The sequence below is a fragment of the Carnobacterium mobile DSM 4848 genome, assembly GCF_000744825.1.
Classification (GTDB): domain Bacteria; phylum Bacillota; class Bacilli; order Lactobacillales; family Carnobacteriaceae; genus Carnobacterium_A; species Carnobacterium_A mobile.
In genome coordinates this window covers 2380268-2398507 of the sequence record NZ_JQMR01000001.1, presented here as the reverse complement: position 1 = coordinate 2398507, position 18240 = coordinate 2380268, and the positions used below count along the sequence as shown (strand labels likewise).

Genomic DNA, 18240 nt, shown 5'->3' with positions numbered 1-18240 from the left:
CAATTTACTTATTTTACAGTATTTCTTTCGATTAGGTCAATCCTCTAGGGAGATTATTCTTCAGTTGAAGGCAATTCAGTCGGTTCCATAGCTTCTTTTGGTACGCCAAAGAAGTAAGTGACAATAAACCCACCGGCATAAGCAGCTAATAACCCTAACACATACCCCCACCACATATGACCGAAGATCAATGGAATCAAGGCAACACCTGAAGGCCCGATTGCAGTAGCACCAATACCGCCAATGCCTCCAATGACTGCTCCACCGATACCACCACCAATACAAGCTGTGATAAAGGGACGACCTAATGGCAAAGTAACCGCGTAAATCAAGGGTTCGCCGATTCCTAAGATCCCAACTGGCAATGAACCTTTGATCATATTGGTTAATTGTTTATTTTTACGGCATTTTACCCAAAGCGCTAAAGATGCACCAACTTGTCCGCCGCCTGCCATAGCTAAAATAGGTAACAGCAAAGTCATGCCTTGTGACGCAATCATTTCAATATGGATTGGAGTCAAGACTTGATGCAATCCAAACATCACCATTGGCAAGAAGAACAGTCCAAGAATAAAACCGGCAAATGCTCCGCCAACATTTAAGACCCAAGTGATAGCTCCTACTAAACTTGAAGAGATCACGCCTGCAATCGGCATAATCAAGAAAATCGTCACTAGTCCGATAAGCAACAATGAAATAGTCGGTGTTACAATAACGTCAATAGCGTCAGGTACTACTTTACGTAAAGCTTTTTCAACAATAGACAATAGGAAGACAGCAAAAACTACACCGATGATTCCGCCTTGCCCAGCTGCTAAGTCCCCACCGGTAAAGATATTTGGCAAGGGCATTTCAGGAGTCATACCACTTAGGTAAACAATACCGGCTACAACACCACCTAACCCTTCAGTAGCTCCAAAGACCTTAGCTGCGTTGATCCCAACATAAATATTTAAAAAGCCAAACAATCCATTTTTAATAATATTTAATACCAGAACAATTGTGACCCAAGATTCTCCGCTTAATGTTCCGGCTGTAAGCATATTTTGTAAAACTGATGCGATCCCGCCAATAATACCGGCTCCTACAAACGCAGGAATCAAAGGAACAAAGATATTGGCGATCGATTTTAAAGCACGCTTAAAGGGAGTATTATTTTTTTTCTTTTGATCGGCTTTTGTTATGGCCGCTCTTCTCTCAGCTTCTTCACGACCGCTCGTTGATCCGCCTGTCGCTGCGGCGGCTGGGACAGGTATGGTTTCTCCAAGCCCTACTCCAGCCATTTTCACCATTTCTTTTGCTACTTTGTTTACAATACCAGGGCCTAAAACAACTTGAAGGGTTTCTTCTTCAACTACGCCCAATACTCCATCAATTTTCTTTAATCCTACTATATCAACTGCTGCAGGATCTTTGATGTCCATTCGTACCCGTGTCATACAATGAATAACTTTATTGACATTTCCCATACCGCCTACTTGTGCATAGATTTCTCTCGCTAAGCGCTGTTCTTTTGTTTCAGCCATTTTTACAACCTCCTAATTTTTATCTTTTCATCTCGCTAAATAGTTTTACGGATAAAGCCTTTTGCTTCGGTCAATTTTTTGGCTGCATCTTCTTTAGATGAGTGAGTCAATATCATCACGATAGCTAATTTCACTTGCTGTTCTGCCTGTTCAAAGGCTTTGCTTGCTTCTTCATAAGAACAATCTGTTGCCTCCATAATGATGCGTTTTGACCGTTCTTCCAACTTTTTATTTGATGGTTTTACATCAACCATTAAGTTTTGATAAACTTTCCCAATACCGATCATTGAGCCAGTAGATAACATATTTAAAACTAATTTTTGCGCTGTACCTGATTTCAACCGTGTCGATCCTGTTAATATTTCTGGACCTACTTCCACCTCAATTGGAAGTGCTGCGTATTGGCTGATTTCAGCGTTTTTATTACATGCTATTGTAGCAGTCGCAGCTCCAACTTTTTTAGCATACTCTAAGCCACCAATTACATAAGGCGTACGACCACTGGCTGCAATTCCAACTACAATGTCTTTATCCGTTAATTCAATCGCTTTCAAATCTGTTTCGCCAAGTTCTTTTGAATCTTCAGCACCTTCCACAGCTACTGTCATCGCTTTCATTCCGCCTGCAATCAACCCTTGTACCATACTGGGATCTACACTGAAAGTCGGCACACATTCAGCTGCATCCAGTACACCTAAGCGGCCGCTTGTTCCGGCACCCATATAGATTAAACGTCCTTCTTGATTAAATGATTTTATAATAGCTTCTACTACTTTAGTAATTTGTGGAATTTCAGCTGCTACTTTAGCTGCAACCGTTTGATCTTCTTGGTTCATAACTTGCATCATTTCTGTTACTGATAACTCATCTAGGTGCATCGTTTGTTGGTTCCTTGTTTCTGTAGCTAATTTTTCTAAATTCATTTGATAAACTCCTCTTTTACTTTTTATTTACTTGAATTTCGAACGGCTGGCCGGCTTTGCACCATTCCAACAACGAACGATCTTCTGAAATGATTCGAGCAACTACATTTACTTTTTTATCTGGAGGCAAATCAGTTAAGCAAATTTGAGTTTCCCCCATGTAGCGTCCATATAATTGATTATCCAGCGTGATACTGCCTTTTGTTCGGGACAAAGGAGATTCAGGAATAATATCTCCTATTTCTTTGAACCGTGCAGCGGCACTGCGGATAACGTCTCGCGCCGCATCCCATCGGTTTTGATGTACTCCCATTACTGACTGAGCATAAGCTGATTGCTGTTCTGGTTCAGCAAATAACAGCAATTGATTTTTTTCAAAATAGGACGCAAACTGCTGTTGGGTTTTCTTCTTTAAACCGGGATCGCCAATGTAAACGTCTTCAATTAAGCAATCAGTGAATAATTCAATAGCAGCAGCTAACGGATGTTCATAACGATGTTTTTCAAGTGTGGGCAAGCCTTCAAAGAGCGGACCTCTTAGTTCATTGTCTCCAGGAACAAAAGCCATTACACGAAACCCTAGTTGCTGCAACCATTTATTTTTTTTGATAAAATCTACTTTACCTAATCCTGTTTCAGGTCTAGGATAATAATTGTGCCACGCCTCCAAATGTTCAAAATGCGCCCCGGCACTGGTTAATTCAGCTACATCTTTATCTGTAATGGTACTGGCATTCAAAGAAACTTTCATAACATGGGACAATTCCGCAACAACTTCATTGCTGATGCCATAGTCTATTCTGAGCCCTGTTATCCCGGTGGCTAAAATTTCCTGTGGCTTTTCAAAGGATAACCCAATTTTTGTTAATGCAGAACCTGAAATATCTACCATGACTTCCATTTCTAGTTCCTTGGCCCACTTTCCTAATGTCGTTAGTCGTCTCAAGTAATGCGAGCTGTCATCTTCCGGGATATGTAAAGATGAAAAAATCCCTGTAAATCCGTGTTTTTTCATTGAAACTAGACTTTCTCGCAGTTCTTCGTTAAGATCTTCTCCAAGAAAGACTGAAGTACCTAACACAAAATCCCTCCTCCATGTAATCGTTTTTATCTGATAAACACATTATACCATCTTGAAATATTATTTCAAGTTATTTTTTTAAAATTACCTTTCCTATCCACTTACCTTCGAATCAAAAAAACTCTTTATTTAATAAGAAAAAAAAGGCTGCTAACTATTTTAAAGGTTCCTTTATAGAGCCGCAATTCTGCTGTACTCTAAGAAAACAAGCGCATTCATTTCTATGAACCAGAATTTTTCTATGATAAAATGAAATTATATTTTAAAGAAGGAGACGATCAAGCAGTTTCCAGATCAGGATTTATTATTCGTAGGTCATAGCATTACAACAACAGCGACCCTTTCCTCTTTGTTAAGGAAAGAACTTTAAGCTATTCGTTCTCAGACGCCTTTAGAAAATACCAGTATTTCAGTCTTGCATTACCAAAACAAGTCTTTCTCATTAGACTCTTGGAACCAAACCGGGCATTTGCATTAATGGCTATTAAACGATTAAGAAAATTGAGTTCTTCAGTTTTCTTAATCGTTTTTATTTTTCAGTTAAATAAAATTGGTTGTTTCTTAATAATCATTATCATTTAATAAATAAGTGTGTTATTATAAAGACAAGAACCACTTAACGGTTGATTTGAAAAGGAGCTGAGAGAAATGAAAACTTTATTTAAAGAAAACAAACCGATGATGGCAACCATTTTAAGCGGATGTTTAATTATTTTAGGTATCTTTTTATCGTTACATACTTATGTTCGTATTGCACCTCTATTTTATATTTTATCCTTTATTATTGGCGGATTTTATCAAGCTAAAGAAGGCCTGAAAGATACTGTCGAAAATAAAAAACTGAATGTCGATATTTTAATGATTTTAGCTGCTGTCGGAGCTTCTCTTATTGGGTACTGGATGGAAGGAGCTTTATTGATTTTTATTTTTTCGCTTAGCGGTTCGCTTGAAGTATATGCTACCAATAAAAGCACGAAAGCAATCACCGGTTTGATGAATTTGACGCCTGAAAATGCGCTATTGATTCAAAAAGAGGATGCCATAATAGAAGTACCAACCAATTCATTAAAAATTGGCGATAAATTACTCGTTCCAAAAGGAGCCAGCATACCAATTGACGGAGTTATTTTAACAGGGAATGGATTGATCGACGAATCGGCCGTTTCAGGCGAAACTCTTCCAATAGAGAAAATAGCAGGAGATGAAGTGATTGGCGGAACCATCAATTTAGCTGAAGCTTTTACTATGCAAGTTGCCAAAGACAGTTCGGATACTCTTTTTGCTAAAATCCTCAGAATGGTCGACGAAGCGCAAAGTACTCCTTCAAAAACAGCCACTATGATTGAAAAAATCGAAAATAAATATGTTGCTATCGTTCTTATTTCTGTCCCGGTTATGATTGCCTTCTTTTATTTTATTCTGCAGTGGAGTTGGAATGAATCCTTTTATAGAGGAATGGTTTTATTAACTGTTGCTTCACCTTGCGCTTTAGTTGCTTCTGCTGTTCCAGCAACACTTTCTGCTATTTCTAATGGAGCAAAAAAAGGGATCTTATTCAAAGGCGGTGCATATCTTGAAAATTTTGGTCTTATTAAAGCGATTGCCTTTGATAAAACTGGAACATTGACTTCAGGAAAACTTGTTATGACAGATGCTTTTTTTAAAGCTGGAGAAGATGAAAAAAAGATTCAGATGGTTTGTACAGCTTTAGAAAAAATGTCTACTCACCCGATAGCTAAAGCAATCGTACTAGCTTTTGAAGATCAAGGCCATCCATCATTTATGATGGAAGATGTGAATGATTTAACTGGATATGGGTTATCAGGAACAGCCTTTGGAAGCCAATGGAAAATTGGAAAAAAAGAATATGTAGTGAAATCTACTGAAACTGCAACTTTTAGCACGGATGCTGAAAAAATCCAAAAAGAAGGAAAAACAGTTATTTACGTTAGCCGAAACGATCAACTCGTTGCTTATTTTGGACTGCAAGATATTCCAAAAAAAGAGGCTAAAGAAATGATCCGCTATTTCAAATCTCAAGGCGTTTATACTATTATGTTGACTGGTGATCATATGGCAACTGGAGAAGCAATCGGAAAACAGTTAGAGATCGACGAAGTGAAAGCCAATTGTTTACCAGACGAAAAGGCTCAAATTATCAAGCAGTTAAAAGAGCAATACGGAACGATTGCAATGGTTGGAGATGGGATCAATGACGCTCCTGCGCTTGCGAATGCTTCAATCGGTATTGCGATGGGGGCAGGTACAGATATTGCAATCGATGTGGCAGATGTTGTTTTGATGAAAAATGAACTTGCGCAATTGTCTTATAGTCACCAATTGTCTAACCGCTTAAAAAAAATTACGTTGCAAAATATTGTTTTTGCTATTAGTGTCATCATCCTTTTGATTTTCAGCAACCTTTTCCAAGTTATCAATTTACCTTTAGGTGTTGTCGGACATGAAGGAAGTACCATTTTAGTTATTCTCAATGGCTTAAGGCTGCTTCGAAGCCCGTCAGCTTCAATTGATCCAACTGCAAAAAATCTTGATAGGTAACACTCTCGCTATAAATAAAAGGTTCTTTATCAAATCGTGTTGGTAATGCTTAATAATGAAATTTCCTCCGGAATTTACGCGTCTGCTTGCAAGAGCCATGGGAACGACTGGAGCCTTACATGTCTCCAGCCTTTCAAGCCTCAAACGAAGCCTAACCGCTTCGTAATTCGCATTGAATCCTTTACATGGCTGCAAGGAGCCGCTATTCCTCCGAAAATTTCAAGTTGTGGAATAGACTCATTCTTCTTACCAACACTAAAAATAATAGAACCAAATAAAAAAAGTATCTCCAACAGTCCGCTGTCAGAGATACTTTTTGGTTCATTGGGTTATTTCTCGAAAAAAGCTTGATATAAAGATTGAATGGCTAGATCTTCTTGTTCGGCTCCAATTCCAAACATTACACTGACTTCTGAAGCACCTTGGTTGATCATATCAATATTGATTTTGCTTTCAGCGAAAGCTGTGGCTGCTTTAGACATGGTACCGATTTTTTGCCGCATCCCTTCGCCAACGATCATAATCAGAGCTATATCATGTTCAATCACAACACTATCCGCCTGCAGCTCGCTTTTTAAGCGATTTAGCAAATGCGCTTCGCCTTCTTCGGTTAACTGATGGTCTCTTAAAATAATGGTTAGATCATCAATTCCAGAAGGCATATGTTCATAGCTGACTTCTTGATCTTCTAATATTTCTAAAACACGCCGTCCAAATCCCACTTCGCGGTTCATCAAATATTTTTCAATATAAATACTGCAAAAGCCGTTAGAACTAGCAATACCTACAACCCCTTGATCAGCTGAATGGCGTTCTTTTAAAATACTCGTTCCAGGAGCTGCGGGATTGTTTGTATTCTTAATCTGTACAGGGATGCCTTGTTTGAATGCAGGATGCAAAGCTTCATCATGCAATACAGTAAAACCGGCATAAGAGAGTTCTCGCATTTCACGGTAAGTTAGTTCCTTAATCCTCTTAGGGTTTTCCACTACGTTAGGATTCGCGGCGTAAATTGCATCAACATCTGTAAAGTTTTCGTATAACGCAGCTCGGGTGCCATTTGCTAAAATAGCCCCCGTAATATCGGATCCGCCGCGAGAAAACGTACAGACTTCTCCAGTCTTGGTATACCCGAAAAATCCTGGAAAAACGATAACCTCATCAATTTGACGCAATTGGTATAAGTTTTCATAGGATTCTGATAACACGCGCGCATTTCCAGGCTCATCTGTTACCAATAATCCAGCTTCTTGTGGATTGATGTAACGAGCCGGCAGGCCTTCTTGATTGAAGTAAGCTGCAACTAATTTCGCATTGTTGTTTTCCCCACTGGCTTTAAATGCATCTAAATAGTAATCTGGCTTTTGTTTATTTCCGGCAACTAAGGCAAGCAGATCCATGTGAATCTCTTTAATGATCTCTTCACCCAAGTTTAACTCTTCAGCTATGCTGATATAACGGGCCATAACACGTTGCAGAAATCCTAGATACTCATCATTATTTAAAACGGCTGTGCCTAACGAAATTAAGAGGTCCGTTACTTTATCATCCTCAGATGAACGCTTTCCAGGAGCTGAAACAACAACAACTTTTCGAGCTGGATCCTCTTTAATGATTTGGAGTACTTTTTTCAACTGGCTTCCTGAAGCAAGAGAGCTTCCGCCAAACTTCACCACGTTCATCTTATTCACTTCCTTTTTTCAGGTTAACTGCTTTTTCTATTTTCGCTTTTTTTATGAAAATAAGCAAGTTTTTCATAAAAATCTCTTTTTTTCAACTGATTCTTCTCTCTCTCTAAATTTTTCTTTAATAAAGGTAGTAACCAAATCAACTTCATTCTGTCATCAAAATGCAACTTTAGTCTGTATATATCTATTTAGAATAACGGTATAATAAAAATAAGGCTTACAGATTTTATATTTACTTTTACAACAGGATTACTACATACATAAATTTAAAAGGAGACAGCTATAATGCAACGAAAAGTTATTCTAAAAATCTTCATTTTATTTACTGTTTTAGGCAAATTATTTATATCGTTTAAAAACAATAGCAAAAAAACAAGTAAAAAAGACCCTTTAGACTTTTTTATGGGCAGTTGGGATGTGCTTGAGCCCGATCCTTTGATTCCGATGTCTATCTATTTTGATGAAAACCAGCAGATCTACTTAAATGATCAACTAATGAATGGCAATTTAGTTTCTATCAAAGAAGACGAACTCATTTTTAAAGATCATTTCGGCTATGAATTAATTGTAACTAAGTTATCTCCTGACTCTTTAAATTTATTCGATGAAGCAGATGAAAAGAATTACCGGCTTATCAAGCAAATAGATTGATACATTCTTTTGTTTTTTTAGTCTCCTGAGCTTGAAGGTCCGACAGAAATAAGAAACCCATTATTCTAAGCAAAATTTGCTTAAGATAATGGGTTTTCTTTTTTAACGCTTAGAAATTTACCTTAGTGGGCTTCAATATACGCATTTTTATACGTGTATTTGGCTCCTACTTGATGATTATAAATTTCTTTAACATACGGTTTTTGCAAGGTAGCAGCTGCTCTTTGGAACAATGGAGCTACACCTGCTTCATCTAATAGAATTTTTTCTGCATCTAACAGATTTTGCCAACGCGCATCAACATCTGTTGCATTTTCATCTTTAGATAAGTTTACTAATTTATCAAACTCTTCATTTTTATACCCAGAACGGTTATACGGACTGTCAGCCATCAGTAAATCAATGAAGTTTACTGGATCAGCAAAGTCTGCTCCCCAACCGCCTAAAACAAAATCATAGTCTTGTTTCGTTTGTAATTCTAAACGCACTTTAAATGGCACATTTTTAGCTTTTATCGTTATGCCTGGTAAGTTGGTTTCAATCTGGTCTTTCATATAAGCAGCGATTTTTTTGTTGGATTCATCGTCGTCACCAAGCAATTCTAACTCAAGACTGTCAACGCCTAGTTCAGCTTTTGCTTTTTCCCAATAATCAGCAGCTGCTTCTTTATCGTAAGCTAGGAAATCGCCAGATTCTTCACGGAAGTCTTTACCGGTTGTCGGATTTACGGCTAAATCAGCAGGAACTAATCCCCCTAATTCTTGAGAACCGTTTGCCAAAATTTCATTGACCAACAATTCATGATCATAAGAAACAGCAAGGGCTTTACGCAAGTTTTCATTAGCTAAGTCGGTTTTCTTACCGCCACGTTCTTGGTTGAACTGCAAGTAAGAAGATCTTGCTTCCGTTTCGACGACGTAATCTTCATTTCCTTGAAATTGTTTAGCAAATTCTCCGGTTAAATTCACACGATCTAATTGTCCTGAATCATATAAATTCAAAGCTGTAGCAGTTTCTTTAATCACTTCTACATTGATTTCATCGAGGATCACATTTTCAACATCCCAGTAACCTTCGTTCTTTTCATAGGTCCAGTTTAAATTCGTTCCATCCCAATTACTAAATGTAAATGGTCCGTTGAAAATCATGGTGTCTGCAGAAGTACCATACCGATCGCCTTGTTCTTCTACAAATTCTTGGTTTTGGGGAAAGAATGTTGGAAAAGCCATTAATGAGATAAAGTAAGGAACAGGTTTTTCCATGGTCACTTTAAATTCATAATCACTTACAGCTTCCACTCCAAGTGTATCCGGCTCAGCTTCGCCTTCCATGATCGCTGCAGCATTTTTGATCCCATCAAACAAGTAAGCATAAGAAGCAGCTGTATCAGGGTCTACCACTCGTTGCCATGCATAGACAAAATCTTTTGCCGTTACAGGGTCGCCATTCGACCATTTGGCATCTTCGTGTAATTTGAATGTATATTCTAATCCATCTTCACTGACTGTTGCTTCTTCAGACGCAAGAGCTGGAATAGGCTGGCTGTCTTTATCCAATCGATACAGACCTTCATTGACTTGGTTAAAAACTGTAAAGCTGACCGTATCAGTAGCCAATGCTGTATCCCCAGTTGGCAATTCCGCAATTTCAACTAAATTTAATACTTGTTCATCTGCTAATTTTTTATCTTTCGTGTCTTTTGAACTTGATGCTGCATCTGTTTCTCCATTATTGCCGCAAGCTGTCAATAAACCAGCTGCCAGCAAAACTGCACTTGAGTACCACCATTTCTTTTTCATCTCTTTCAATCCCCTTTTCCCCTGTTTTTCGTTTTAAATGAGAATTCCATTTCAATAAAATGAGAACTTCTTAATAATATACACATAATATTAACATAAAGCAACCTCTTTTGGCTTTTTATTCATTATTTAATCTGAAAATTTGACCTATATCCTATAAAAAGCAAATCATGAACTTAGAAAAGATGAACAATGATTAAAATCGAGAAAAAAAAGGTGAAGACAATAGCGTCCCACCCTTTTTGCATCTTTAAATTTTTACACTAAAACCTATTCTAAAGAAACAGTCACAGTTTCTATCACACGTTATTTTTAAAGTACGGCGATTGCGATCATGGTTAATAAAAACAAAAATGAAACGACGTGCATTTCTTTTTTCACTGTATTCAACTCACCCTTTGCCAGCTTAAAAATAGGATAAGCGACAAAACCAAACGCTAAACCATCGACAATGCTGGAGGTCAAAGGAATCATTACGACTATCAGGAAGGCTGGCAGCCATTCGCTAAAATCTTCGAATGGGATATGTTGCAGGCTTTCCATCATAATCGCACCCGTAATAACGATAACAGGCGCTAAAGCTGCGTTAGGAATATAAGCTAACAAAGGGGTAAAAATGAGTGATAAGAAAAACAAACTTCCAGCAACTACTGCTGTTAAACCCGTCTTTCCTCCTTCTTTAATCCCTGAAGCACTTTCAGCAGCGGTTACTGTTGGGCTTGTTCCGAACAAACCAGAAACGAGTGTCATCACGCCGCTGACACGAAAAGCATTTTTAAAGCGACTCTTATCTTCCAGTAAACCTTCTAATAACCCAATGGATTCAAAAATCAGAATCATAGTTAATGAAAAGACAGCTAAAATAAAAGGAACACTAAACATAGTAGAAAAATCAAAAGCACCAATCAAAGCAGTATATTCCGTTACATTTTTCAATGAAAAGGAAGAAGTTCCAGGTGAATGGAAACCTAAAATCAATGATAAAATCGTTACTACCACGATACCAATAAAAAAACTGCCTCGAATTTTCCGAATATATAACACACCCGATAAAACGATTCCAAATAAGGCTAAAAGAGTCAACGGATTGGTTAGATCGCCTAGCACAATAAAAGAATTATCTCCGCCATCTACAATCAGGCCGCCATTCTCTAACCCGATAATAACTAAAAACAACCCAATTCCAGCAGTAATTCCTTGTTTTAAAGAACTGGGAATAGCCTCTACTAATGTTGTACTAAGATTGGTATAACTAATAGCAATAAAAATTAAACTTGATACTAAAACTACCGCCAATGCTTCTTGCCAAGAAAGCCCCATTGATCCAACGATCGTATACGTAAAAAAAGCATTTACACCCATACCAGGTGTCATAACTAAAGGTGCCTTAGCCCAAACTCCCATTAAAATGCTGCCGACAGCTGAAACTAAAATAGTAGCAAAAACACTTAGTTGCTGGGAAATACCGGCATCTGCTAAAATTAAAGGGTTTACTATAATGATATAGGAAATCGCAAAAAAAGATGTAAACCCGGCCATCATTTCTTGTTTAACACTTGTTCCATTTTCTTTTAATTTGAAAAAATCCACACTATCTTCTCCTTTTTTATTATTCTCACTTAAGTAAGAATAGTAATGCGGAGTCATGGGCCACTAATAATTGCTTCAAAGTAGCATAAAAGAAAGTGTCTCTTTCTTTACATGCCCCAACTGGTCATTATACCAGTTTCTCATCTAAAAATATACCCTTTATTTTTTTAAAAAGGTTCTTTTATCAATCGTGTTGGTAATGCTTAATAATGAAATTTCCTCCGGAATTTACGCATCTGCTTGCAAGAGCCATGGGAACGACTGGAGCCTTTCATGTCTCCAGCCTTTCAAGCCTCAAACGAAGCTTAACCGCTTCGTAATTCGCATTGAATCCTTTACATGGCTGCAAGCAGCTGCTATTCCTCCGAAAATTTCAACTTGTGGAATAGATTCATTCTTCTTACCAACATTAAAAATAATAGAACCTAAAAAAAAGGTTAAAAAGCAGTTTATGCTCTTTAACCTTTTTTTTATTAATACATTTCCTTATGTGTCTAATCGCAGCTATTCGCAATTTTCATTCTGAGTAGTTGAAGAAGGACATTTTTCTATGATTCGCACGCCTTGAGCGGGGATGTTCAAGAACGTTAAATTGCCTTTTTCTAAAAAATGCTGCAACTTAAAAGAAGAGTAAGAAATTGCATTTTCTGCTTCAAAAATCTTTTCATCAGCGGTACTGTTTATCAAAATGAGCACATACTCTTCTTCTGATAAGTAGCGTACTAAACCTAGAATCTGTTCAGTTGAAAAGGCAAAAAGCTCCCCATCTTGCAAAGCGCGTACACTTTTTCTTAAGGCAATTCTTTCTCGTATAAAAGTCAGCAGCGTTTGGTTCTCAAGGCCCCAAGGAAACATCCCTCGGTTATCAGGATCATCGCCGCCTTCTACACCGGCCTCATCTCCATAATAAAGACAAGGCACTCCTGGTAAGACAAACAATAAGGTTAACGCTTGTTGCAATTTCAGCTTATCCAATTGCAAAGCTGTTAAAATTCTAACTGTATCATGCGAGCCAATATTATTAAGATTATTTTTTAACACTTCTGGCGGGTAGTTTTCTTTTAACTGCATAGCTTGTGAGGCAGCTTCTTTAGCAGAAATTGTTTGATTTAAAAAATCAATGATCGTTTTTCTGAAGGGATAGTTCATAACACCGTGTAAACTTCCACCTTCAATGTAATGCCGTCGTTCACCGTATGCCATTTTATTAGAAGCGTCTTCCCAGACTTCTCCAATCAGTACCGGCTCAGCAACTGTTTGCTCCAACGCCGTACGAATACCCGTTAAAAACAAATCGCTGATTTCATCCGCAACATCGATACGCCAGCCGCCTATTCCCATTTTTGACCACTTCTGAACCACACTATCATCCGCTGCATAGATGAATTCTTGTACTTTAGGGTTTTCTTTATTTAATTTAGGTAAATCTTTAATGCCCCACCAAGATTCATACTCATCTGGAAAATGATCAAAGGTAAACCAATCAGCATAGCGACTAGTCGGTGACTGATAGGCTCCTATGTCCTCATAATTTCCATATCGGTTAAAATAACGACTATCTGCTCCCACGTGATTGAACACACCGTCTAAAATAATGTGAATGCCGAACTCATTTGCTTTCTCTATCAGTTCTTTAAAAATGTCTTCATTGCCAAACATCGGATCGATTTTTAAAAAATTTCCCGTATCGTATTTGTGATTGCTGCGAGCTTCAAAAATTGGATTTAGATAGAGAATCGTAATGCCTAGATCTGCTAAATAAGAGAGTTTTTTGATCACTCCCTTTAAATTACCTCCAAAAAATTCCCAACGGATAATGTCTCCTGCCTCATCTTTAATATACATCGGTCTATCATCAGGCGAAGCATAGAGAAAAGAATTCTTTTTGGGAGAAGAAACCAATCCACTAGCGTTTCCGTTATAAAAGCGGTCAACAAATATTTGATAAGCTACTCCTTTTTGATACCAGTCAGGTGCAGGGTCATCATATAAATAACTGGTTAATTGGTATTCTTTTATCTCTTCAACTGCATAATAAACGGCTCCTGGTCCGCCTAAACAAGCCTCATTATTTCCATAGTAGAGGGTTTCATTTTTGTCATCTAATCGGTACTGAATTTTAAAATGGTAAAAATACAGTCCGCTATCTTCCGTTAATTTAAAGGTAGCCTGATAACGTGTCGGATGGACCATGCTCATCTCCACTTGAAAGTCTTTGCCGAAGTCTTTATGAATCATCAAAAAAACCGCTTGTACTTCTGGTACTTGACAATCCAATTGAAACCTTACTTCAGTTCCTGTTTCAACCGCTCCAAAAGGTTGTTTGTATTCACTTATCCATGAATTATACTTTATTTTCCCCACTATAAAACCTTCCTTACTACCCATTTGAACAAGTTAAATGGGTTCAGTCAAATGTATTTTTTGATACGCTCCTGGTGTAAAAAAAGAAGTTTTCCAAATTTCTTCAGCATACCGTTTAATAGTGAAATCTGCTGAAAAAGGACCAGAACTAGCAATGTTTAATAACGATTTTTGGTTCCAGCTTCTTGCATCTTGATACAATTGATCAACTTTTTCTTGAGCTGCGACATAACTATCGAAGTCTTTCAGGACAAAGTATTCATCATTGTAATAAACCAGCGAATCAAAAATAACGCGTCCTTCTGTTTCAATATTCGGAATTGTGCCATCGATCAATGTATCAAGAATGCGATGCAACCTTGGATTGTTTTCATAAATTTCACGTGAATGGTAGGAGCCATTTTCATAAAAAGCGTACACTTCCTGATCATTCAAGCCAAATAAAAACATGTTTTCTTCTCCGACAAAGTCGCGTATTTCAACGTTAGCACCATCTAAAGTTGCAACCGTCAAAGCACCATTGAGCATCAACTTCATATTGCTTGTTCCAGATGCTTCTTTTCCTGCCAGCGAAATTTGTTCGCTGACCTCGGCAGCTGGAATAATCAGTTCAGCTAATGAGACGCCATAATTTTCAACAAAGACTACTTTAAGTTTGTCACCGACAACTGGGTCATGGTTGACCAAATCAGCAATGGCATTGATTAGTTTAATGATTTGCTTAGCATAGACGTAACTCGGTGCTGCTTTTGCTCCAAAAATAAAGACACGGGGCTGAATAGCTGCTTCTGGATTATCTTTGATTTGCAAGTACCGGTCTAAAATATGCAATGCATTTAATAGTTGTCGTTTATAAGCGTGCAGCCGTTTAATTTGCACATCGAATAAAGCCGTAGGATCCAATTGCATATTGAATTTTTGTTTTATATAAGCTGCCAAAGTTTTTTTGTTGGCTAGTTTTATTTCCGCTAATCTATCCAGCGTAGCTGAATCATTGACAAAAGCTTTAAACAGTTTCAATTCAGAAGGGCTAGTCTTCCAAGTAGTGCCGATCTTCTCATCAATCAATTCTGTCAGCCCTTCGTTCGCTAAATGCAGCCACCGTCTTTGCGTAATGCCATTTGTTTTATTATTAAATTTAGCCGGATACATTTGGTAAAAATCCTTTAGTGTATCTTGCATCAGTATTTCAGTGTGCAGTTGCGCAACTCCATTAATACTGTGGCTTCCAATAATGGCCAAGTTCGCCATCTTCACATATCCATCTGCAATAATCGCCGTTCGATAAGTTAGCTCTGGTGTATAGGAAAGCAGTTTTTTTTCAATATGGCGGTGATTGATTTCTTCGATAATTTGGTAAATACGTGGTAATAAATCTTGAACCATTTGTACCGGCCATTTTTCCATCGCCTCTTGCAAAATGGTGTGATTGGTATAACTCATTGTTTTTTTGGTAATTTCCCAAGCTTGTTCCCAGCTCAAGTTTTCTTCATCCAGCAAAATTCTCATCAATTCAGGGATACACAAAGCGGGATGTGTATCGTTGATGTGAACGGCGATTTTATCAGGAAAATGCTGCCACGCTAATCCGCTTTGTTTGTAATAGCGGACAATACTTTGTATACCAGCTGAAGTGAAAAAATATTCTTGCCGCAAACGCAGTACTTGTCCTTCATAATTTGAATCATCGGGATACAAAACTTCGGTGATTTGGTTTACTTGTTCTCTTTCTGCAATCGTATGATAATGAATTTCTTCTTCGGGCGGTATCTCCGCTGACCATAAACGCAGATTATTGATGACATCATTCTGGTACCCGATCATGCCGGTGTCATAAGGAACGGCTAATATATTTTGTGTTTGCGTATAGACAGGTTTGAGATTGCCGGCAGCTCCTTTCACCAAGCTGATTTGGCCGCCAAAACGTACGAGAACAGCTTTATTCTCTTTTCGCACTTCCCATACATTTCCATTTCTCAACCAGTTCTCCGGCAATTCAACTTGATACCCGTCAACAAATTTTTGTTGAAACAACCCATATCGGTAACGAATACCGTTTCCGTTTCCCGGAATACCTAATGAAGCAATCGAATCCATAAAGCAAGAAGCTAAACGTCCTAATCCTCCGTTCCCTAATGCTGGATCTACTTCAGCTTGTACAATTTCTTCAAACTCCAACCCCATTTCTTTCAATCCAGATCGAACTGTATCTAAAATTCCCAAATTAAGTAAATTGCTTTTCAACATGCGTCCAGGCAAAAATTCCATTGAAAAATAATAGACTTGCTTCACTTGCTTGTCTAAATATTCTTGGTTGGTATTGTTCCAATTGTCTGAACTATAGAATTTCAAAAAGTTTCCTAGTGCCGTATACTGCTGGATAGGAGAAGATTGCGCGAGATCAAAAGCATATAAACCTTCAAAAGTTTGACTAAATTCTTCTTTAAATTGCTCAATGGTCAATGTCATAAAAATTCTCCTTTTCTTTCAACAATCTTACTGGTTTTTCGTATGATAAAACAAAGAGAGCTCCAATTCTGAATAGAGTCAGATTTGTTCCAACACCTGTTCATTGAATTAGAGCATTTTAATTGCTTACTGCTTCCTTTAATCTGGTCTTTTTTACAAAGATTGGTAATGTTCTATATAGACTGCTGCTGATTTTTCCCAACTGTTGTCTTCCCGCATAGCTTGCTTGACCAGCGACTGCCATACTTTAGGCTCATCGTAATAAACGGTCAGCGCTTGATCGATTGTTTCCAACATCACTTCTCCACGGTAGTCATAGAAGCTAAACCCTGTCCCTTCTCCTGTAAAAGCATTGTAAGGAATGACTGTATCTTTCAACCCGCCTGTTTCATGTACGATCGGTAATGTGCCGTAACGAAGTGAATAGAGTTGTGAAAGACCACAGGGTTCAAAAGCGGAAGGCATAATAAACAAGTCGCTGCCTGCATAAATTTGTTGTGCTAAAGTAACGTCAAAGTCAATGACCGCTTTGAATTTATCAGGGTAACGCGCAGTAAAATAACGAAAGCTGTCTTCGTATTCTAATTCGCCAGTTCCTAAGATCAAAACTTGCACATCACGCTGCATCAGTTCTTCCATTTTTTCTTGTAATAAATGACACCCTTTTTGAGCAGTCAAGCGACTGACCATCGACATCACAGGGACATTGGGCTCAACCGGTAAACCGACTCGTTTTTGCAACAAGGCTTTATCAACTGCTTTTCCGCTTAAATCATCAAGCGAAAAATGACCTTGTATTTTTTTATCGGTTTGCGGATCGAATACTTCATAATCGATTCCATTTAAGATGCCGCTTAATTTGTAATTATTTTGCCGTAAAACGCCCTCTAGATTTTCCCCAAAAGCTGCTGTCTGGATTTCTGCAGCATAAGTCGGACTCACTGTTGTTACCTGATCTGCAAAGAAAATACCGCCTTTTAAGGTGTTGACGTCTTCATAATATTTTAGACCTTCTTCATGAAACGTGTTATAGCCGATGCCATACCAATCGGATAAAACCAGTTGTCCATAAATCCCTTGAAACTGCAGATTATGGATCGTCAACATGGTTTTAATTCCTTGATAGGCTTTGATCCATTGGTATTTATCTTTCAATAAAACTGGAACGATCGCTGTATGCCAGTCATTTACATGGAGCACTTCTGGAATAAAATCGATTTTCTCCATCATTTCACAGACGGCTTGTGAGAAGAAAGCAAAACGCTCGCCGTCATCATCAAAACCGTAGAGGCTCGGACGATCAAAATAATACAGATTATCAATAAAATAATACGTTACATCATCTTTGACGAGTTTTTTTAATCCGCAAAATTGGTTACGCCAACCTACTTTCACTTCAAACTGCACGACATCTTCCAATTGCTCTTGGTATTCTTGGGCCATCGTTGTATGAAAAGGCAGTACAACTCGAACATCGATTCCTTGTTTTTTTAATTCTTTCGGCAAAGCTCCCGCTACATCACCCAATCCGCCTGTTTTAAAGAAGGGAGCACATTCAGCTGCTGCAAATAATACTTTTAGTGCCATTAA

The 18240-nt window shown here is 38.0% G+C and carries 11 protein-coding genes; 2 read left to right on the top strand and 9 right to left on the bottom strand.

The window, feature by feature from the left end:
- Positions 1-53: 53 nt before the first annotated feature.
- Genes BR87_RS11350 through BR87_RS11340 form a run of 3 tightly spaced genes read right to left on the bottom strand, consistent with a single transcriptional unit; the run spans position 54 to position 3530 of the window.
- Positions 54-1526, bottom strand: a complete 1473-nt coding sequence (locus tag BR87_RS11350; RefSeq protein WP_035032291.1) for a PTS transporter subunit EIIC — start codon at positions 1524-1526, stop codon at positions 54-56.
- Positions 1527-1561: 35 nt separating this feature from the next.
- Entirely contained in the window at positions 1562-2449 is an 888-nt protein-coding gene (murQ, locus tag BR87_RS11345) for an N-acetylmuramic acid 6-phosphate etherase (protein ID WP_035032288.1), read from the bottom strand.
- 16 nt (positions 2450-2465) lie between these two features.
- Complete coding sequence (locus tag BR87_RS11340; protein WP_035032285.1) at positions 2466-3530, bottom strand: DUF871 domain-containing protein; 1065 nt, start codon at positions 3528-3530, stop codon at positions 2466-2468.
- Positions 3531-4178: 648 nt separating this feature from the next.
- Here BR87_RS11340 and BR87_RS11335 point away from each other — a divergent pair.
- Positions 4179-6089 (top strand): heavy metal translocating P-type ATPase, encoded by a 1911-nt coding sequence (locus BR87_RS11335; protein WP_035032282.1) that lies wholly within the window; start codon positions 4179-4181, stop codon positions 6087-6089.
- 329 nt (positions 6090-6418) lie between these two features.
- Here BR87_RS11335 and BR87_RS11330 read toward each other — a convergent pair whose 3' ends face one another.
- Positions 6419-7771 (bottom strand): aspartate kinase, encoded by a 1353-nt coding sequence (locus BR87_RS11330; RefSeq protein WP_035032278.1) that lies wholly within the window; start codon positions 7769-7771, stop codon positions 6419-6421.
- 291 nt (positions 7772-8062) lie between these two features.
- Between BR87_RS11330 and BR87_RS11325 the strand changes: the two genes are divergently transcribed.
- Complete coding sequence (locus BR87_RS11325) at positions 8063-8428, top strand: DUF4828 domain-containing protein (protein WP_035032274.1); 366 nt, start codon at positions 8063-8065, stop codon at positions 8426-8428.
- 122 nt (positions 8429-8550) lie between these two features.
- Here BR87_RS11325 and BR87_RS11320 read toward each other — a convergent pair whose 3' ends face one another.
- The 5 genes from BR87_RS11320 to glgA all read right to left on the bottom strand — a co-directional run bounded on the left by BR87_RS11320 (position 8551) and on the right by glgA (position 18237).
- Entirely contained in the window at positions 8551-10227 is a 1677-nt protein-coding gene (locus BR87_RS11320) for a peptide ABC transporter substrate-binding protein (RefSeq protein WP_035032271.1), read from the bottom strand.
- A 312-nt stretch (positions 10228-10539) separates the two neighbouring features.
- Positions 10540-11817 carry an NCS2 family permease gene (locus BR87_RS11315; RefSeq protein WP_035032268.1) on the bottom strand — a complete coding sequence of 426 codons (1278 nt, stop codon included), beginning with the start codon at positions 11815-11817 and terminating at the stop codon, positions 10540-10542.
- 504 nt (positions 11818-12321) lie between these two features.
- Entirely contained in the window at positions 12322-14181 is a 1860-nt protein-coding gene (locus BR87_RS11310; protein WP_051929854.1) for a glycoside hydrolase family 13 protein, read from the bottom strand.
- 33 nt (positions 14182-14214) lie between these two features.
- Complete coding sequence (locus tag BR87_RS11305) at positions 14215-16650, bottom strand: glycogen/starch/alpha-glucan phosphorylase (RefSeq protein WP_051929852.1); 2436 nt, start codon at positions 16648-16650, stop codon at positions 14215-14217.
- 153 nt (positions 16651-16803) lie between these two features.
- Entirely contained in the window at positions 16804-18237 is a 1434-nt protein-coding gene (gene glgA / locus BR87_RS11300; protein WP_035032265.1) for a glycogen synthase GlgA, read from the bottom strand.
- Positions 18238-18240 lie beyond the last annotated feature (3 nt).